Genomic DNA, 18,738 nt, shown 5'->3' on the forward strand with positions numbered 1-18,738 from the left:
TGCCTGTTTCCGTCGTGGTGGGCGCATCGCCAACCCCATTCGCTGGACAGGACACTCACGGTGCAGGACAAAGCTCCTATCAGGTCACAAACGCTGGGCCCGGCAATGCTCGGGAAACGCCGGGGAGCCCGATCGACAGGTCAATGCAAAGGCAGCCCGGCCAATCCCAGCACGGGTCAGATCGGTCCGACGTTCAAGACGTATTTTGGACTGAGTGTCCCAGCAATCTCCCTTGCGACTCATTGAGCAGCGCATGCCATATTCCGTCAGCTTGCGCTGGAAGTCGTGGCTTGCGTACTGGCTACCCCTGTCTGAATGATGCAACGCGCCGGGCTCAGGCCGACGTCGGAACCACGCTATCGTCAGCGCGTCAATCACGATGTCCGCCGTCATGCGCGGCTTGATCGACCAGCCGACAACTTCCCGGTCGAACAGTCCAGCACGATCGCCAGATACAGCCAGCCCTCGTCGCTCCGGATGGACGTGATGTCTGAGGTGAACACCTGATTAGGCGCCGTCGGCCTAAATTTGCGCTTCAGCAGATTCTCAGCGACCGGCAGCTTGTGCTTCGAGTCCGTCGTTAACCGGCATGGCTTGGTAGTCAACGCGCGTGTCACATACGCTGATAGGTATGCCGAGCGTGAAGCGGCCAAGATCATGATCAACGACGCGCGGCAAGCAGTATAGGATGGGAGCGTAGAGATCGCGCTAGTGCGGACAAGGGTTACGACGCACAGGAATTCATCGAGGCCTGCCACAAGATGAAGGTCACACCGCACGTCGCGCAAAATATCTCGGGACGGCGCTCGGCGGTCGCTGACTCGATTGCCTCGAGCGTTGACTACGCGATTTCTCAGCAAAACGCAAGCGGATCGAAGAAGGCTTCGGCTGGGCGAAGACCGTGGGGCGCCTGCGCCAGGCGATGGTGCGCGGGTTGAAGAAGGTGGATCATTTGTTCGTGTTGAACATGGCCGCCTATAATCTCGTGCGCCTGCGATCCTTGGCTCAAGTCCGTCCATCGTGACGGTAAGCGCGAAAATGAAACCAGAAATTCGGCCCAAACCGCCCAAAAAGGACCTTAAGCTGCATTGGGCTTGCACAATGCGAAAAATTCGCGGCGAAAGCCTTGTGACTGGAGCGAGGCCGCTTCAGATCGAGTGCGTTTCAGCGGCCTGCTGCGATGGAACTGACTTGCTGCCATTCCACTATGCCCGAAAGCAGCGCGAATAGGTGCAGGCCGGATGACAGGCTGAATCCACGGCAGCACGCTGGGCACCACGCATGCTCACCACTCTGGCGCAGACATCGCTGATTAATCGCAACCGTCGCAATGCGGCTACGCTTGCCCGGTCCGTGCGAACAATTTCTTGTCGGGTGTGCGGGAATCATCGCTTACAATGATTTTGATTAAATTGTGCCTATCCGTCGTTTTTCATTTGGATGCCCATGCGTTCGCTCATCCCGCTTGTCGCGGTTGTGGAAGACAACCCTTGTCTGCTTGCCGATCTTGTGGAATTTTTGAGGATGCGTGGTTTTTCCGCGCTGGGTTTTGTGAGTGCGGAGGATTTTTTCGTAGTCTGGCCGGCACAGCGTTTCGATTTGCTTTTGCTAGACGTGGCCTTGCCGGGCGTCGGAGGGTTGGAGGTGACCAAGCGGGTGCGTGCCCAGGATACGGCCGGCATCGTCATGCTGACGGCTTTCGACTCGAACGACTATCATGCGCAGGGGCTGAGCGCAGGTGCCGATGTATTCCTCTCCAAGCGCAGTTCTCTGGAGGTGATCGAGGCGGCCTGTCATAGCTTGTTGCTGCGGCTAGAGCGGCACCACAGCAATGGTGCTCAAGATGCGGCCATTTTCGCGAGTAACGGGGCGTGGTGCCTGCGCGCCAGGCATTGGCGATTGACGGCGCCGGACGGCACTGCCGTGGAGTTGACGCATGCCGAGGTAGGTCTGCTGGCGGCGCTGTTCGAGTGTCCGGGGCAGGTCATCGAGCGCAATACGCTGCTGAAGTGTCTGGGCAAGCCGCCCACCTTGTCCAACTTGCGCAATCTGGACAACACGGCGAGCCGTCTGCGCCGCAAAGTGCAGGAAGCGTGCGGTGTCGATCTCCCCATCCGGCCCAGTTACGGAAAGGGTTATACGTTTCTCGGGCTGTGCGAGGTGGCGGCATGATTTGGTGGCTCGTCGGCCGGCTGCTAGTAGCCTTATGGATTGTTCTGGTCGCGCTTCCGGCCGGAGCGGTGCAGCTGACGAAAGAAATGCCTGACGTTTCACTGAAGGGGCATCTGGAACTCTTCGAGGATAAAGGCCGATCCTTGTCTTTCGATGCGGTCAGGCAGGAGAGTTTCACGCGGTTGCCGGATTTTCGTAGCCTGAGCTACGGCACGAACGACCACTGGTTCCGCGTCGCCTTCACACGCGTGGCTGACGCCCCAGCAAGCTGGGTGTTATCCATCGGCATGCCGGAACTGGAGGAGGTAGATATCTGGGTCAGGCAGCCGGACGGCGGTTTTCGCAAATATGAACTGGGCTATCATCGGCCGTACGAACACCGCCCTTTGCAAACCCGTCTGTTCGCCGTCCCGGTCGAGGTATCCGCGTACGGAGTCACCGACATTTACTTCCGCGTACGCACGACCAACGCCATCAACGTCAGCGCCGAGCTCTGGCAGTACAGCGCATTCGTCGCCAATGAGACGAAGGAAAATTTTTATCGCGGAGCGTATTTCGGCATCTTGCTCATTGGCGTGCTGCTTTACGCGATTCTCGGCGCGCGGCTGCATGATGCAGCAATGGCGGCCTACGCCGGGTATGTGGCCTCGATGGCGCTGTTCCATTTGGGGACCAATGGCTATTTGCCAGTGCTGCTGCCTTCGCATCAATCCTGGTTCAGCGACGCCCTTCCGCGCATCGGCTGGCTGGGCGGGTCGATTTCCATCGCGCTGATGTGGGACAGGTTGCTCGATTTGCGGCAACATTTTCCTCGCGTGCATCGCCTGTTCCGGTTCACCATTTTTCTCAACCTCGGGTTGCTGCCTTTCGCATTAATGCCCTTTCTGGTAACGGCCGCGCTGCTCTACGTCGTCAAGCTAGCGAATGTCCTCAACAGCCTGAATTTCTTTGCCGGCTTGGGACTGGCACTGGTCTTTTGGCGACGCAGTCGCCGTGTTGAACCGCTCCTTTATTTTGTTGCTTTCGTCATCCCGGCGCTCGGCACGCTTGTCAACTTCGCGGCCAATCAAGGCTTTTTGCAGCAAGACGTGGTTACTTCCCATCTTTACCAGATTGCACCGTTGATTCATGTGCTGGTTATGAGCTTTGGTCTAGCGCTACGGTTGCGGCAGTTGCAGCAGGACAAGACAGCGGCCGAGCGGGAAGCCGCTGTCGCCGCCGAGCGAGCCGAGGAACAGCGGCGTTTCGTGGCCATGCTGTCGCACGAGTTTCGCAATCCGCTTGCCGCTATAGACAGGGCGACGCAGATGGTCGTGTTCAAAACGCCCGCGCTGCCGCAGACAGCGGCGGAGCGCCTGTCGCAAATCCGCGCGAATGTGGCAACACTATCCGGCTTTGTCGACAACTTCCTGATGACGGAGGCACTCGAAAACGGCGGTCTGGCGCTGTCGCGGGAGCTGTGCGCTATCCGTCCACTGCTTGAAAACGCCATTCGCCAACAAGGCGAAGCGGCGGAGCGACGTACCATCCTGCGGCTATCGCCCGACGACGCCACTCATTGGCTTGATCCGACCTTAATCAACATCGCGATCGGTAATCTGCTGACGAACGCCTTGCGCTACTCGCCGGAGGAAAGTCCATTGGAGGTCATCGTCGCGCGGGACGAACGAGGATTGCGCATCGAAGTGAGGGATCACGGACCGGGCGTCGGGCCGGACGAACTTCCCCGGCTCGGCACGCCCTATTTCCGCGCTGCTTCTTCCGTGGGAAAGAAGGGCAGCGGCTTGGGCTACCACTTCACGCAGCGCATCGTCGCAGCGCATGGCGGCGTCATGGCCGCGCGCTCTCCGGAAGGTGCCGGACTGACGGTGGAGGTAGTTTTGCCGTAGCCACCTCGCCGCCACCCGCTATTGGTCGGCGGATTCAACCGGTCGATGCAACACAATGAACGCTGCGTAAGCGGCGGGAGTGTTGCGATGAAACAAAGACGCCGAATCTATTACAGTGAGAGCCAGAAGGCGCTTATGTGGGAGCACTGGCGTGCGGGCGAGTCGCTGCAGCGTACCGCGCAGCTGTTCGATCGCCATCATTCATCCGTAGCGGGAATTTGGCGCAAACTGGAGGAATTCAGCCTCCGCCGCGACGGCGATCGAAGCGGTCGCTCACGCTCGCCGAGCGCAAACAAATCTCAAGAGGTCTCGCGGCAGATCAGTCCATCCAGTCGATCGCACGACGCCTGTCGCGAGCGCCTTCCACGATCTGCCGTGAGATCAAGCTCAACAGCGGCGAGAAAGGCTATCGGGCGGACTCCGCCGACCAGCTTGCCTGGCAGCGGGCGCTGCGCCCGAAGGTGTGTAAGCTGGTCACGAAACCGGCGCTGGCAAAGATCGTGGCCGCAAAGCTGCAGCTGCAGTAGTTGCTGCGGCAGGTCGCCGGATGGCTAAAGCGGACGTGGCCGAGCAACGAGGATTTCCACGTGTCACACAGAACGATCTATCGAATGCTGTTCATTCAGGCACGTGGCGCGCCGAAGAAAAAGAGGGGGTGCGGACAAAATCTTGGACTACCTGGAGGTAGTTCATGTTCTCATTCGAAGATCGCATTCGAGCGGTTCGACTTTAGTTGAAGCTCGGCAAGCGCATCGGAGCTACCATTCGGCAGTTGGGCTATCCGACCAAGTACTCTCTCAAGGCCTGGCATTGCGAATACGAGCAGTGCCACGATCTACGGGCGGGCTATGTTTGTTCAAGGCCGAGGTATTCCGATGAGCAGAAGAAGGTGGCTGTCAATCATTATTTGAGTCATGGCCGCTGTGCTGCCGCAACTTTGAGGGCTTTGGGTTATCCGAGTCGCGAGACGCTCGCGGCCTGGATCGAAGAATTGCGTCCAGAAATCAAAAAACGTAATGTTGGCCGAGCCGCTGGAAGCGTTCCAAAATCACAAAAGGTAAAGCAGGCAGCAGTCATTGGATTGTGCACCAGAGACCAAAGCGCACGCGTGGTTGCCGAGAAAGCCGGTGTGAGCCGGCCAACGCTGTATAACTGGAAGAATCAGCTACTCGGTCGAAAGGTTCCGGCATCTATGAAACGCAAAAAGAAACCAGCATCAGACCATCAGCGTGCGGAGCTGGAACAACAGGTCGAATCGCTTCGATGCGACATCCGACAGCTGCAGCTTGAGCACGATAGTCTGAAGAAGGCGAACGAACTGATAAAAAGGGGATGGGCATCAGCCCGCAGCTCCTGAGCAACCGGGAGAAGACGATGCTGGTTGATGCCCTGAAACAGACCTATGCGTTGCCGAAGCTGTTAGCCGCTTTGGCTCTTGCCAGCAGTTCTTACTTCTATCACCGTGCACGGCTGTTGGTTGCTGACAAGAATGCTGACGCGCGTCGCGTCATCGCGGACATTTTCGAACTCAATCACCGTTGCTACGGTTATCGTCGAATTCGCTCGGCATTGATCAGACAACAGGTCTTCATCTCGGAGAAGGTTGTGCGTCGTTTGATGCGACACGACGGCATAGACATCGAAGCGATGCGCGCGCATCCGACGCGCTATTATCAGCGCGTGACCTGAAACGCGAGCCAGCATCGCTGGTCTAATCCGGCGATGCCGCCACCATCCTCATCCCCCACCGACGAGCTGCAGTCGCTGCGCGCAGAACTCGCTGCCATGAAGGGCGAGTCACGCGTGGTGACCGTCGAACGCGATCTGCTGCGCGAGAAGCTCAAGGCCTATCAGCGACAGCTGTTTGCCGCCAAGAGCGAAGTGCGCGGTGCCGATCGCGCGACCTCTTCTTGAACGAAGCAGAAGCGGCCGCAACGGGATGCGAGCCAGCGCAAGAGACCGAAACGGAACAGGGCATCGAGGTCGGCGCGCACGAACGCAAGAGGCGTGGGCGCAAGCGGTCGGACCCGATGCTGCCCCGCGAGATCGTGCGTCATGAATTGCCCGAATCAGAACGCGTCTGCGCACACGACGGCCACGCGCTGGTCGAGATCGGTTCCGAGATCAGCGAGCAACTCGACATCGTGCCGCAGCAGGTTCGTGTCATTCAGCATAAGCGAATCAAATAGGCATGCTCTTGCTGCGACCTCGGCATCAAAGTGACGCCGGCACCGGCTCGTATTATCCCGAAAGGGGTTACTGACCGAGTCGGCGCTTGCTTGGGTGGTTGTGAGTAAGTTCGCTGACGCGTTGCCGCTGTATCGAATCGCCGCGCTGCTGCATCGTTTCGGTGGCGATCTCTCACGTGACACGTTGGCAGCCAGCGTAGTGCGTGTCGGTGCGGCCGTGCAGCCGCTAGTCAATCTGATGCGCGATCACCTGCTCGAGGCCGACATCGTCTATGGCGACGAAACGACAGTGCAGGTCCTTAAAGAGCCGGGCCGTGCTGCACAACGCAAGAGGTATATGTGGGCGCAGATGAGCGGCACTGGTCCGCCCGTTCGGCTATTCAGTTACAGCCCGACGCGCAGCGCGGCACAGGCGGCAGCACTCTATGCTGGCATCAAACCCGGCGCGGCGTTGATGACCGACGGCTACGAGCCGTACAACGATGTCGCCGACACCAACCAGCTGGTGCATCTGGGCTGCTGGGCGCATGCACGTCGTTACATGATCGAGGCGGAAGAGAATCTGCCGAAGACGCAGCGTGGTCGCGACCACCCCGTCAGCGATTTCATTCGGTTGATCGGGCAGCTCTTTGCGATCGAATCGCGCTGCCAGAACATGACGGCAACGGATCGGTTGCTCGTGAGACAGCGCGAGAGTCGTGTGACCCTCGCGCAAATCGAGGAACTGCTCCTGCGCCAGTTGCACGCTGTGTTGCCACAAAGTGCTTTCGGCAAAGCGCTACCGGCGCGCGCGAGGATCGAGGCGCGAATCTCCTTCCGGTCCGCCGGATAGCGGCCGCGGTTCTCAGGCTTGATCGGCATGCTTCCTCCGTTTCAACATTGCCTTAGCGTATCTATGGACTCCACCCGTTTTGCAAGGGACGATCGTCGATGAACGACTGGGTAAAGGTTGCGCGTATCTATCCGGCCTTCGGGTGAGCACCGGGATGCTCTGGCCACAATGCAGTGCGCACGTCAGGGTCCAAATACGAAAGCGGCTTCAGAAGCCAGTACGCTAACCTGATTTTCCTGACGCTGGTTTTACCAGTTGTGCATCTTTCTCTCGTTCCTTCGCAACCGTGGCAGAACTTCAAACGTTCTCGAGGGCGGCGCTCAGCGCGCCGTCATGCCGGCGAGGTGCGCTGACTCATAGTGACGACCGTGTGCGAGCAGCGCCCAGACGATCCGGGCGAGTTTGTTCGCCAGTGCAACGGCGGCTACGTTCGTGCCTTTGCGTTGCTGAAGGTCTGCAGCCCACCGCAAGATTCGGTCACTTCGCTTATGCGCCCATTGCAACGCGCTTCGCGCGCCGTGAATCAGCAGCATGCGCAGATAGCGATCGCCGCGCTTGGTGATGCCGAACAGGCGCTGCCGACCGCCCGTGCTGTGCTCGTGAGGTACCAGTCCGATGTTGGCGGCAAAGTGCCTGCCACTGTCGAAGGGCGACGCGTCATTGAGGGACGCCAGCAGCGCCGTTGCCGTCAGGACGCCGACGCCGGGCACCTCCATCAGGCGTCGAGCCCGCTCATCGCTGCGCGCTGCGTGCCTGATACGGCTGTCGTACTGGGCGAGATGTTCTTCCAGATCGTCCAACTGGTGAGATAGATCCCGGAAGTTGTCGAGCGCCGACGCGGACAAACCATGCGCATCGCTGGCGAGTATCGCTCCCAGTTCTCGACGAAAGGTCTGGGCGCCGGTGGCAATCACAATTCCATACTCGCCCAGCAGCCCTCGATCCTGGTTGATGACACCGGTTCGACGCTCGATCAAACTTTGCCGGACCCGGTGCATCATCTGCAAATCCTGTTGCGCCTCGGTATTCAACGGAACGTATTTCGTCATTGCGCGGCGGCGGGCTTCTGCGATGGCTGCCGCATCGTTTGCGTCGTTCTTGTTGCCGGTCAGATATGCCTTGACGTGCTGTCCGGCGATCAGGCAAACATCGTGACGTTGACCGGCAAGCGACCGAGCCCAGTAGTGGGCGCCAGAACAGGCCTCGATGCCGACCTTCGCCGGGGTCGCGCGAGCGAAAAAGGTCAGTACCTGACGTCGCGAAAGCTTCTTCCTGAACGCTTCGCGGCCCTGATCTTCACGCCCGACGGCAACGAACACGTTCTTCGAAATATCCAGGCCAATCACGGTAGCAACGCAGGTCATGATGGATTCCTCATCCTAGACGGGTTCGACGCCGCTCGTCACCCGATCGGCGCATTGTGCCGTGGCGTCGGGGTGGGTGGAGTCCATTACATTACGAGAATGCGCTGCTCATGAGGATGAATCCGAACGGCTGGAACGGCGGCGACCCGTGGACGTGTCAGCGGCCGTTTTTCAAGGGGATGTGCGGTCTCGCTTTTGATCCGCGCGACCAGGCGCGCGTGCATTCTTCGATTTTGCGAATCAACTTTCGCAAATGATCCCGAGTCTGCGGACTTGGCTGGCCCAGCGCGGCTGACGGTGAGTTATGATCCACCTAGTTCATGTGCGGCAGTAGCTCAGCTGGATAGAGCATCGGCCTTCTAAGCCGAGGGGCGGGGGTTCGAGTCCCTCCTGCCGTGCCATACGTTGTCAGCAGATCCAGCCCATCAGATACCACCTCCCTCTTTGCTCGACGCGCTCGACTCAGGCTGGTTAGGAAGCGTGTTCCAGTCTTTCTCTGAAAGCACGAACGGCATGCATCGCGGGCGACGGCACATCACATATTCACCGGAGCGCGTCATATAACGGATTTCGCCGTGCTTGTCATAGCGGCCTTTTGTGTCGATGATCGCTTTGCTCACGATTGCTCCTTCTCACTCGGCGCGTCTTTGATCAGATCACGAATCGCCTTCGCGTAATACTCATGCGGCGGGTATCCAAGGATGGACATGCAGCGCTCCAACGCCATACGCTCAGCTTCTTGCCATGCTTCCCCAGGCGCAGGGGACAGAGTCTCTGCCGTAAAGTCTGGCCATGGATCGCCATTTCATAAGCCGTTCGTGGCTGGTCATGTCTTCGTCCCGTCGTTCGACGCGCTCTCGATCATTACGCGGAAGGCGTTGGCGCGCTTTCTCGTGGCGTGCCTGGGCACGTTCGTCATGTACGCGGCGCTATGCTCTTCGCAAAGATGCGCCGAGCGCTCCAGCGCTTGTCGTTCGATCTCCTTTTCGTAGCGCTTGATCAGAACGTGTGACCTTGTTTCCCCTTTATCCGGGTCGTTGATCTGATCCTATAAAGCCAACTAACCGATGCTCATCATTGCTTCTCCTTGGAAATCGCAGCCCGACGATTTCACGCCTACTGCGCTTCATCGCTCGAGGCGCCCTCAAGGCATGCGCCGTGAGAGCGGGGGGTCTGAATTGATGACGCTGCAAGCCGGACTTCCATATCAGATGACCCATCATGGTCAAGCGGCGTGCAACGATATCAAGTCAGATGGCCGGATTGAGCGCCGGCCCGCTTTCGCAGTGGTTGATGAGAGGAGTTACTCGGGCGTGCCGAGCAGAATCTTGGTGGATGTCTGTTCCTCGATCTGCGTCCAGATAGCGCGGAACGCGAGTTCGAGGACCTTGTGCGGGCGGACCAGCTCGTACCAGATCTTCAGCACGCCGTCCTTGGTGCGGTATTTGATGCGGGCCTCGATCGAATAAGGCGCGCCGTTCTCGAACACCGGGATGCTCAGTGTGATCTGCGAGGGCATCGCGATCTTGTTGCCGGTAGCGTTCACGTCTTCCTTCCAGACGAAGTTTGTGCTGCCGTCCTGCAGGCGAGCGGCCGACACGAAGTTTCCTTGCTGGCCTCGAAGTTCAGCGCGACGCTGAACATCGTCGAGCCATCAGGATTGACGATGTCGGGCAGGTGTCTTCAATCAACTCCGCGAGCTCCAGCTGGCTCATCGGCTGGCGATCCTTGCCAGTCCACGTCTTCCACTCGCGCGAGGCGGGGACCGGGAACTCGACGCGGTACGCGCGTCAGTTCCAAGGACGCGTAGATCAGGCTTTCCGGGCGCTTCTGACGGTTGAAGTACTGGATGAAGCTCGCCGCATCGCGCAGCTTCACCGTGCCGGATGTGCGATTCGGGTTTGCGAAGACGTCCTCGACGATTTGAGTCTTGAAGCCTTCCGGGACGATCACGAACGGTTTGCCGTCTGTGACAGGGCTCTTCTTCGGGTCTGCGAGCGAGACGCCTGCGGCGAGGAGGGCAGTGACGTCTTTCTCGCCAGTGAAGTTCTGGAGCGTGACGCTTCCTTATTGGTTTTGGAGGTAGAGCAGAGAGGGCGACGATTAGCCGAACGAGACGGTGTCAACGGCACTCAGGAATTGATACAGTTCAGTCTGCATTGGCACTTCAGATTTGATACACCGAGTTGCAGTGTTTTTGCGGTGCCGACCGCATTCCGTTGGCGGCGTTCTCCTTTGTTGTAGTCGATCTCTTCATAACCAGTCCGGCGCGCCGCTTGTCGCGTAGTCGATAGCTCTCGCCCTGGATTGCCACGACGTGAGCGTGATACAATAGTCGGCCGAGGATGGCAGCAGTGAGCGTTGCGTCATCGGCGAACGTTTGGTCCCGCTGCCCGAACGGAAGGTTACTGGTCACGATCAGACTGCCACGCTCGTATCGTTTGGCGATCACCTGGAAGAACAGGTTGGCCTGCTCACGGCTCATCGGCAAGCAACGCAAGCTGGGATCAAGGTGCGCTTCATCACCGCAGCGGACCTGCCTTTTTCATCCGATCCTCCGATCGTGTAGTTGGATTCGATGGCTGCCTCTCCGACCTGTCACGCCTAGATCTCGCCGCGGCGTTCCGTACGCAGTGGAACCGTTTCATTGCGCTGCCGGCCAGCGGATGCGCTTCTTGCGTTGCTCGATCTCTTCGAAGTGACGCTTAGCGCGGGCATCCGCACCGCGCACCAGGGCGATCGTCGCGACCATCGTCACGACAAAAAAAGGACTACTATATGATAAGCGGTCATGAGTGAGCCTTTTCGGGATCGCTTTCGGACGCAGCGCACGACGGCGTAGCATTCGATACGTGCGGCCGACAACCTAGCGAAGGACTCCGGGAGTACGTCGACTCTCTCTTTGGCGGGAATGGCTGGAGGGCTGACCTATGCGGCCAAAGGCGTACAAGAGGGCAGCTGGACGCCGTTCACCGCGGGCGCTACGGCGCTCACCGCCTGGCTTTTTTTCTCAGTGGCTTGCGGGTTTGGAAGTGCTTGATGGCGCGACCGATTCCGCCGGTGTTCAATGTCTCAAAAGAGGCGAGTTGGAAGGCTTCCAGCAAAGAATCAATGGAGCAACTGCGCGTAATAAGGCGATCGCTCAATGGCTGAACCGGCTACGCCTTGCGGCAGTAGCCAGTCCGCTCATCTTCTAATACGCGGCTAACGGATTCTATTGGCGTTAGGCGGCGCTTTGTCAGACGGCGTCCGAGTCGGAACTCGCTTGTCGTGATCCTTGCGATTCGGCGCACGGTACACGGGTTGTGGATCTGGGATTTTTGGAATATCGTTTGACTGCATGATTATAGTTGTTGAGTTAGCGAGCTCGACGATGTTTATGGGAAGCCCGCCCGGTTCGCGCCGTGCGGACTTTTCGCTTTATACGTTGGTAATGAGCCAGTTCGCCCCTTCAGCATTGAAGCCGTACCATGCCGCCACACGGGCGGACTGAACGACCAGCAACTTGTCGTCTCGATGGATGTGCTGCTTAAGGTTGTCCCGGATTGGGACCGCTGTTTGAGCCGACACGATCGCCCACGTCGAATCAAGGTGATGCTACCAATTGGGATACGCCTTAATGGCATTGATGAGGTTGTTGTAATCGTGCTCGCTCTTCTTGATAAGGTCGTAACCGACGATAAATGTGGCCATTGTTTATCTCGTTCTGTTATGGATGAGCCGACGCTAGCATCATCTAGTGAAGGCCGAGAAATTCTACAGCGCAATGACCCGATCTAGATTGGCGACACTCAAGCCGCGCGTCCAGTCGCTGAACCAGAACCGAATTCCTGTTAGAAAGACTTCGGTGCCCGAAGCGATGGGACGGGCGACGACACTGACGTAATGAACAAGGCGTTTACCATTTCAGAGTCCGTCTACTTCCCGCCGGGTTTCTATCCGACGTCGATCATCGCGCCTCGCCAATATTACGGGCCGGGTGTGCCGGTGACGCTCGCGGGCGCACTCGCGACGAACTTCGTCAACACTGTGGGTATCGAAGTGGACGACGTGAGTTCGCTCCAGGCGCTTCCAGCAGATCTGAAGCCTGGCATGAAGATCAGGACCCGGAAAACCGGTTTGACGCTCGTCGTGAGCCCGTCGACCGATACGAACGCGATCTTCGATTTCTCGGATGTCGGCGGCGGGAAATTCACCTACGCGGAGGGCATCACTCGGGAATTCTCATTTGGAACCAAATCCGTCGCGTACACGCGCGCGCAGGCCGACACGATGTCGGCGGATCTTTCGACCATGGTCGGCTACGCAGCCGGCGCGGGCACGACCGGCGGCGGCATTGGCGCGATTTACTGGGTGACGAACACGAGCGACGACAGCTTGGTAACTGGCTCGCTACGGTGGGCGTTCGACCAGGTACGCACCGCGGGATCCGGGCGTGTGGTGTTCCATCCGCGCGGCGTGTTCGATGTCTATTTGGGCGCGCAAATCATCGTGCCGTCGAACATTACGATCGACGCGCCGGGCCGCAACGCGCGCATCTGGGCGCCGACGGATGTGACGCGCGTGAAGCTCATCAATTGTTCGAACGTCATCATTCGTCGTGTGCAGCTCAGCTGGGTTCCGGGCGCAACGGTAACGCTGCGCGACGGTATCTGGATTACACCGGACACCGTCGACAAGGTGTGGATCGATCAGTGTTCGTTCCGATACGCGGGCGATGGCTGCATGGATATGTCCACGCTCGTTGAAATGCTTTCGGCGTGCCGGGTAACGGTCTCGCGCTGCCTGATCCGCCAGCACGACAAGGGCATACTCTTGGGCTCGCTCGCGTGCTACAACCCGAACCCTCCGGCATGGTGCCCGACGGCGGCGCCTGACGCAATCAAGCTGTTCGTGACGATGTATCAGAACTACTTCGATTCGGTGGGGCGGCGTCAACCGAAGGTGGTCTCTCAGACATTCGTCGACTCGGTCAATAACATCCACCGGCTGTGCGAGCAAAACCGCGATGATGGCACGACGGGTGCCACGTACGGGATTCTGACGGCGACGGGCGGCGCGGTGATCTCGCGTGGCGACTATTTCATGTCGACAAAGGGCACGGGCTGGTCCGGCGGCGATGCCGTGCTTACGGCTCAGGTCCCGTTGGGCGGCGGCACTGGTGCGACCGACGGCCCGGGTGTGGTGGATTACACGAGTGACACGATTGCAGCGGATGGCATCACGCTCGCATCGTTTCATCCCGAGAAGATCCCGGCGATCTCTTTTACCCTCGTGCCGCAACCGATTCCTGCGTCGAGCTATCTGCGGCGCGAATTTGCAGCGTCGATTCGCGCGAATGCAGGTGCAGAGTTCGATAGCGCGCCGGATGGTGAGTTTCGATGGGACTCGTCCACCACGGACACGCCGAACGCGTTCGACGTAGTCTCGGAGAGCTCAAGTGCGGGACGCTGGAAGCGCACCGATCGCATGAACGAAACGCCCGCATTCGCGAACCTCTTGCCTGCTGCGCGGACGGTCGTCACGCCGCGTGCGCCGACGCTAACCATTGCAAGCGACGCCATCACGATTCCCGACACCGGCACGTACTTGGCGGTCGACACCGAAGGTTCGGCGGCCACAGACTTTCTATCGACGATCAAGGGTGGGGTTGATGGCCGCTGGATCGTACTGCGCTCGGCTTCTGCCAGCCGCACGGTCACGGTGAACAGTGCGGGCAACATCGCGGCCCAAGACAGCTACCCGCTCACTTCCAATACCACGGCGATCACGCTGATGTTCGACGCAGTGACAGGGCGCTGGCTGTTGATGGAGAAGTTGCCGACTTACTCGAGCGGGTGAAACGGGGCGCTCCCCTTCAAGCTGGGCAGCTACTACGTGTGGGTGGATAGCTCGCAACGGCTGCGCATTAAGAACAGCGCGCCGGTCACGGACACGGACGGAACCGTCGTCGGAACGCAATCCTAAAAGGAGGCCGCATGGCACTCAAGAAAGCAGCAAGCTTCAAGACGATCGACTTGCCCGCGGCGTATTACCGCGTCGCGCTCCACAAATCGACGTTTCCGGCACATCGATGTCTGACATTGCCCGCGAATTCCGGATCCCTTAACTGAGCGGAGATTATGCCACCCGTTGGTTCTGGGCGGCGTACCAGTCCTGCTCGAATTGCATCGGGCTGACGTAGTCTAACGTCGAGTGCAAGCGCGAATGATTGTAGAAGCTCAGCCAGTCGATAACCTCGTCCATCGCTTCTCGACGCGTTGCAAAGCGATGACCGAGAATGCGGGCACGCTTGAGCGATCCCCACAGGCTTTTTATCGGCGCGTTGACGCTCCTATGTCAAGAAGGTCGGGCGGAATCGGCCAAGTCGGCCAGAATAAGCGGATACAGTTCTCTGACGATATAGCGCTTTAGGCAGCGATGAATTTGCGCCCCCGCTTCTGATGGGGTGGCGCATCCACGGCAGGCAGGCTGCTATCGGGCAACGCGAAGACACCGTCCGGATCGTCCTCGACAGGTGCCGCCGCGGCGAGCCGCTCGGCTTCGTCGAACACGCGATCCTTGAGCTTCTCGCTGCTCGGCGCGAAGCGCTTGAGTTGCGCGAGGCGAAACTGCTCCTCGAGTTGCTCGACGCGTGCCTTCAAGTCCCGATTACTTGCCTCGAGCTCGCGGATGTAGGCGAGCACTTCGGGCGGCAGACCGGCGGTGGAATCAGGGGCTGACATGACCCTCACCATAGCGAAATCGCCGGGTGCGTGGGTTTACGGAATGTGTAACGGCGAGCCCGACTCAAGCGTCATGGATACGTCAACCCGTGTGTCGATACTGTCGCGCGGGATGACGACGTGCCGCGTCGATATCGATCCCCTCGAGCAGCCAGTGCAGTTGCTCGGCGCTCAAAATAAAAAATCAATCCAAAGCCTTTTCCAATAAGGCTTCCCGCCGAATCACTTCTAATATTTTGCGCACATTTTAATCAGGTCTCTGCGCGGGTTTCAGACACTCTGCATGCCCCTTATTAGAAACGACAAAGCCACCCGAAGGTGGCTTTTCTATTGCAGTGGTGCTGGTTACCGTGTAGCTACCCGCCCACACGCCTTCAATCGTCGCGGTTCGAATATTTGAGGAATGCAGGCTGGTTGAAGATGGCGTCGAAATCGTCGCCCTTCAAATATTTGCTGAATCCAGCCTGGTTGGAGAAGGCGTCGAAATCGTCGCCCTTCAAATATTTGACGAATCCAGCCTGGTTGAAGGTGGCGCCGAAATCGTCGAAGTCGTCGGGGGTTTGGCTGATAGGTTGAAATTTCTTCGAAAGTTCCGCCGACCGATAGTAAGTATCGTACGTTTCGCTTCGATTTAGGTGAATTTCGTTAAATAGACAGTTTTCAAAGGTTTCAAAAGTCATACCGTCAATTCGCAAATTCTCCCCCCGGAAACTCACACTCAGGTAGGGCGCGAAGCCGTCGTATTGCTGCGAAATCGACAGGTCGTGTCCTTCGACTTGTACGGAAATTTCGCTTTGAGTTTCTTCTTTTTCCGCTAGCTTCGCGTGAAGATCGACCACCAGATTCTCAAGAGCTTCTTGTTTCCTAGCCGCTTGGTCAGCCATTGCTGCGCCATAACGTCCCAGCGTGAGGATCTGGAGAAGAACGAATCGTATTCCATCAAAGTCTGCGCGTTTCGCCCCACCTTTGGCGATCTGCGCACTTTTCAAATTACAAGACTCGTACCCTCCACCCGGCGTAGAGAGGGCCCGTGAGAGCGTATTAATTGTAACTGTCATAAATTATACCTATCGTGGATGCGCTGCTGAGTGCAGCTTGCTAGTGGGTGACTTAACCCAGACCATTATGACAGTTCGATTAGAGCTGGAGCTTTGGTAAACCGTCGTTTGCCTTCGAAAGATTGGGATCCTGCCCGTGCGGAGAATACTGGGATCGAGGCGATTGCCCGAGTGCCATCGCGGCAGCGTATCGGCAAGAGGCAGCCAGCTTAATTGCTGGCTTTTTTCGTTCACCCCCTACCGTCCGCCCGCACGCGCGGATCCGCCTGCGCCTTACCGCGGAAGAAAGATGCCACACCGAGCACTGCTGCGATCGTCAGCGTCATGTCTGCCGATAGCGTGACGGGCTGGACATGGAACAGCGGCAGCACGAACAGCGAGCCCACGTAGAGGCCGAACATAAAGCCGATGAACGGTCGCCACGTGTACGTCGGCCAGTGGTCCGCTTTCGCCTCCGCCTGCATCGTTGCATTGACGTCGCCAATCGCGCTCGACGCGGCTTCGATCTCCTTCTGCACAGTCGCAGCGCTGATCTGGGCCATCTGCACCTTGAAGTCGTTGTCGGCCTTCTGCAGTGCCGCGATAGCATCCGGTGACAGCCCGGCGGTGATTGCCTGAGTCACCTGGTCAGTCGTACCATCTTCGCGCCCGAGCACCGCGCTGCTGTCCGCGCGCAGCGCTGCACCCGCCACCATGCCCGCAGGTCCGCCAACGACAGACAGCGCGGTCGCCAACGTCGGCGCTACGCCGCCAAGTATCGATTTCCAATCCATCACGCCCCCTTGCCCATCATATCGGCCAGTCGAGTCGACCGGCCCTTGACCTGAGAAGCCCATGCGGAGTTCAACATGCCTTCCGCAGCAGCGTCGCACTTTCCTTGGCGCATACGATGACACCGGCAATACCTCGCCACGTGCTCATGCCGTCACTCCAAGTGCGCGGTTCGCCGAGCACAAGAAGCAGGAGGAGGAACGCGAAGCGAAGCGCAATGCAGATGAAGCGGCGGCAGCACAGCAGACGTCCGAGCCGGTCTCGATCGTATCGGCACCGATGCAGCCAGCACCGATTCCTACGCGCGTCGCGCCGGTCATCGCCGCCCCGTCCGGTGCGCCGACTCCACGGCTCGGCCAGATCAACGAGCGGCTCGCGCCGATCACGATGACCGCCGATGGCCTTGCGAGCCTCGGCTTCGCGCACGCCGCGACGGACAAGTCCGCGAAGCTCTATCACGAGGCGGACTTCGCTCGAATCTGCGATGCGCTAATTCGGCACATCGTCGAGAGCGCGCTCAGCGTGGAGGTGAGCGAGTGACCGTCGAGAGCCCCCTCTATCAAGCCCTGCGCCGTCTCCGCGACGCGCAAATCCCGGCCGCTGATCGCGAGCTGCTTCGTCCAGCCTTCGCCGCGATCGAAGACGGGAAAGTTCTGCTCTTGCCCGACCGCGTCGTCGCGCGTATCCGCGATCTCGATGCGCGGCTGAAGAAGTGGAAATAACAACCTCATCCTGGAGAACCCATGTTTGAACTCAACGAACACGCCGCAATCGTGACGTCCGTTACCAACATCGCCGAGAAGCACGGTAAGCCGACAGGCCACTGGTGGACGTTTGATCGAGACGCGCTGGCAGACTTTGCGAAGCATGTCGCACCCTCCGCCGAGATCGCCGCGCTGCGCGAGCGAATCGCGGGGATGGAGAAGGATGCGGAGCGGTATCGGTGGTTGCGCAGCGAACATTTCCCGACCGCAGATAAACCGCCCGTCGCACAAGTCATGTGGAAGCGCGGCAGCGACGATCGACGCATACCGCTATGTTGAGTTCGCGCTCTCGCTGATTATTCGAGAGGAGGAAACGTGAGCGATCGCTTGATGAGCGCCGAAGACCTCGCGCGCGTGACCGGCAAAAAGACATCGAACAAGCAGGCCGAATGGTTTCTTGAAGAATTCGGCCTGCGCGTCGTGCGCTGCGGCGACGGAAGCCCAGTCATGACCTGGGCGACCTTCCAGGCATTGATGGACAAGCGCGCCGGTATATTATCCAACGGTCAGGCCCCTAATCTTACTGTGTCATAAAACGCATGGCATTATGGAAGCTTCTTCATCCTTTGCATGAGGAAGTGATGGACTGGGAGACGTCGTTCGACGAGTATCTGGAACATCTATGTGAGGCAGTCGGGCATAGCGATCGCCACTCCGGGTTGATTGGCTATTGCCAAGGCTTGATGCTGCCGATCCGGCGCAAGAGCGTGGAGCCGCTGGCAGCACATCTGGAACCTCAGCGCGTGAGTGCGCGGCACCAATCACTTCATCACTTCGTGTCGAAGTCGGAATGGTCTGACGCCGCGTTACTCGAACAAGTGCGTCGCTGGGTGCTGCCGCACATGGATCCGACAAAGGGCCTTTACTGGATCATTGACGACACGGGCTTCCCGAAGAAGGGGAAGCATTCAGTTGGGGTGGCGCGGCAATATTGTGGGCAACTGGGCAAACAGGATAACTGCCAGGTGGCCGTG

General features: G+C 58.9%; 13 protein-coding genes, 1 tRNA gene and 9 pseudogenes. 13 read left to right on the forward strand and 10 right to left on the reverse strand.

All coding sequences use genetic code 11. The features are described from left to right. Window positions 1-216 precede the first annotated feature (216 nt). A pseudogene (locus tag IAG25_RS40050) lies at window positions 217-587 on the reverse strand (IS3 family transposase); the annotation flags it as partial. Between IAG25_RS40050 and IAG25_RS40055 the strand changes: the two are divergent. The 6 genes and pseudogenes from IAG25_RS40055 to tnpC all read left to right on the forward strand — a co-directional run. Further along, window positions 583-1,024, forward strand: a pseudogene (locus IAG25_RS40055) (transposase); the annotation flags it as partial. The pseudogenes IAG25_RS40050 and IAG25_RS40055 overlap by 5 nt on opposite strands. A gap of 422 nt (window positions 1,025-1,446) precedes the next feature. After that, window positions 1,447-2,172 (forward strand): response regulator transcription factor, encoded by a 726-nt coding sequence (locus tag IAG25_RS40060; RefSeq protein WP_187609767.1) that lies wholly within the window; start codon window positions 1,447-1,449, stop codon window positions 2,170-2,172. Next, on the forward strand, window positions 2,169-4,061 hold the full coding sequence (locus tag IAG25_RS40065; protein ID WP_187609768.1) for a sensor histidine kinase: 1,893 nt from the start codon (window positions 2,169-2,171) through the stop codon (window positions 4,059-4,061). The genes IAG25_RS40060 and IAG25_RS40065 overlap by 4 nt, the downstream gene beginning before the upstream one ends. 87 nt (window positions 4,062-4,148) lie before the next feature. Then, window positions 4,149-4,711: pseudogene (locus tag IAG25_RS42560) on the forward strand (transposase); the annotation flags it as partial. An 83-nt stretch (window positions 4,712-4,794) separates the two neighbouring features. Next, window positions 4,795-5,714: pseudogene (locus tag IAG25_RS40075) on the forward strand (IS3 family transposase); the annotation flags it as partial. A gap of 69 nt (window positions 5,715-5,783) precedes the next feature. Beyond that, a pseudogene (tnpC, locus tag IAG25_RS40080) lies at window positions 5,784-7,031 on the forward strand (IS66 family transposase); the annotation flags it as partial. Window positions 7,032-7,402: 371 nt separating this feature from the next. Here the strand turns inward: tnpC and IAG25_RS40085 are convergent. Continuing rightward, the gene (locus tag IAG25_RS40085) at window positions 7,403-8,446 is read right to left on the reverse strand and encodes an IS110 family transposase (RefSeq protein ID WP_187609769.1); all 1,044 of its coding nucleotides are present in this window, start codon (window positions 8,444-8,446) and stop codon (window positions 7,403-7,405) included. 324 nt (window positions 8,447-8,770) lie between these two features. Between IAG25_RS40085 and IAG25_RS40090 the strand changes: the two genes are divergently transcribed. Further along, window positions 8,771-8,847 (forward strand) — tRNA-Arg (locus IAG25_RS40090). Between the two features lie 24 nt (window positions 8,848-8,871). Here the strand turns inward: IAG25_RS40090 and IAG25_RS40095 are convergent. The 4 genes and pseudogenes from IAG25_RS40095 to IAG25_RS40105 all read right to left on the reverse strand — a co-directional run. Beyond that, entirely contained in the window at window positions 8,872-9,066 is a 195-nt protein-coding gene (locus tag IAG25_RS40095; protein WP_187609770.1) for a hypothetical protein, read from the reverse strand. Between the two features lie 683 nt (window positions 9,067-9,749). Continuing rightward, on the reverse strand, window positions 9,750-10,046 hold the full coding sequence (locus IAG25_RS41925; RefSeq protein WP_309244026.1) for a DUF2303 family protein: 297 nt from the start codon (window positions 10,044-10,046) through the stop codon (window positions 9,750-9,752). 25 nt (window positions 10,047-10,071) lie between these two features. Further along, window positions 10,072-10,414 (reverse strand): annotated as a pseudogene (locus IAG25_RS41930) (DUF2303 family protein); the annotation flags it as partial. Window positions 10,415-10,613: 199 nt separating this feature from the next. Beyond that, window positions 10,614-10,937: pseudogene (locus IAG25_RS40105) on the reverse strand (ATP-binding protein); the annotation flags it as partial. Window positions 10,938-12,331: 1,394 nt separating this feature from the next. On the opposite strand from IAG25_RS40105, the gene IAG25_RS40110 reads away from it, so the two are divergent. Further along, a complete protein-coding gene (locus tag IAG25_RS40110) occupies window positions 12,332-14,287 on the forward strand; it encodes a pectate lyase family protein (protein ID WP_187609771.1) in 1,956 nt (651 codons plus the stop codon). Window positions 14,288-14,566: 279 nt separating this feature from the next. Here IAG25_RS40110 and IAG25_RS40115 read toward each other — a convergent pair. From IAG25_RS40115 to IAG25_RS40130, 4 genes and pseudogenes are all read right to left on the reverse strand, one after another. Next, window positions 14,567-14,773 (reverse strand): annotated as a pseudogene (locus IAG25_RS40115) (IS3 family transposase); the annotation flags it as partial. A gap of 86 nt (window positions 14,774-14,859) precedes the next feature. Continuing rightward, a pseudogene (locus IAG25_RS40120) lies at window positions 14,860-15,171 on the reverse strand (IS66 family transposase); the annotation flags it as partial. A gap of 374 nt (window positions 15,172-15,545) precedes the next feature. Further along, complete coding sequence (locus IAG25_RS40125) at window positions 15,546-16,160, reverse strand: hypothetical protein (RefSeq protein WP_187609772.1); 615 nt, start codon at window positions 16,158-16,160, stop codon at window positions 15,546-15,548. Window positions 16,161-16,459: 299 nt separating this feature from the next. Continuing rightward, a complete protein-coding gene (locus tag IAG25_RS40130) occupies window positions 16,460-17,002 on the reverse strand; it encodes a 3TM-type holin (RefSeq protein ID WP_187609773.1) in 543 nt (180 codons plus the stop codon). Window positions 17,003-17,063: 61 nt separating this feature from the next. Between IAG25_RS40130 and IAG25_RS40135 the strand changes: the two genes are divergently transcribed. From IAG25_RS40135 to IAG25_RS40155, 5 genes are all read left to right on the forward strand, one after another. Next, window positions 17,064-17,540, forward strand: coding sequence for a hypothetical protein (locus tag IAG25_RS40135; RefSeq protein ID WP_187609774.1), 477 nt, complete (start codon window positions 17,064-17,066; stop codon window positions 17,538-17,540). After that, window positions 17,537-17,722 carry a hypothetical protein gene (locus tag IAG25_RS40140; protein ID WP_187609775.1) on the forward strand — a complete coding sequence of 62 codons (186 nt, stop codon included), beginning with the start codon at window positions 17,537-17,539 and terminating at the stop codon, window positions 17,720-17,722. Before IAG25_RS40135 ends, IAG25_RS40140 begins: the two co-directional genes overlap by 4 nt. A 21-nt stretch (window positions 17,723-17,743) precedes the next feature. Beyond that, window positions 17,744-18,043, forward strand: a complete 300-nt coding sequence (locus IAG25_RS40145) for a hypothetical protein (RefSeq protein WP_187609776.1) — start codon at window positions 17,744-17,746, stop codon at window positions 18,041-18,043. A gap of 36 nt (window positions 18,044-18,079) precedes the next feature. Next, complete coding sequence (locus tag IAG25_RS40150) at window positions 18,080-18,298, forward strand: DUF4224 domain-containing protein (protein WP_187609777.1); 219 nt, start codon at window positions 18,080-18,082, stop codon at window positions 18,296-18,298. A gap of 47 nt (window positions 18,299-18,345) precedes the next feature. After that, on the forward strand, window positions 18,346-18,738 hold a 393-nt coding region (locus tag IAG25_RS40155), incomplete at its 3' end, for an IS701 family transposase (RefSeq protein ID WP_187609778.1).

This window comes from Caballeronia sp. EK (assembly GCF_014384845.1).
Lineage (GTDB): Bacteria > Pseudomonadota > Gammaproteobacteria > Burkholderiales > Burkholderiaceae > Caballeronia > Caballeronia jiangsuensis.

Coding starts and splice junctions, on each gene's coding strand:
- IAG25_RS40060 (WP_187609767.1), top strand. CDS start 1,447: ATGCGTTCGCTCATCCCGCTTGTCGCGGTTGTGGAAGACAACCCTTGT.
- IAG25_RS40065 (WP_187609768.1), top strand. CDS start 2,169: ATGATTTGGTGGCTCGTCGGCCGGCTGCTAGTAGCCTTATGGATTGTT.
- IAG25_RS40085 (WP_187609769.1), bottom strand. CDS start 8,446: ATGACCTGCGTTGCTACCGTGATTGGCCTGGATATTTCGAAGAACGTG.
- IAG25_RS40110 (WP_187609771.1), top strand. CDS start 12,332: ATGAACAAGGCGTTTACCATTTCAGAGTCCGTCTACTTCCCGCCGGGT.
- IAG25_RS40130 (WP_187609773.1), bottom strand. CDS start 17,002: ATGGATTGGAAATCGATACTTGGCGGCGTAGCGCCGACGTTGGCGACC.
- IAG25_RS40135 (WP_187609774.1), top strand. CDS start 17,064: ATGCGGAGTTCAACATGCCTTCCGCAGCAGCGTCGCACTTTCCTTGGC.
- IAG25_RS40145 (WP_187609776.1), top strand. CDS start 17,744: ATGTTTGAACTCAACGAACACGCCGCAATCGTGACGTCCGTTACCAAC.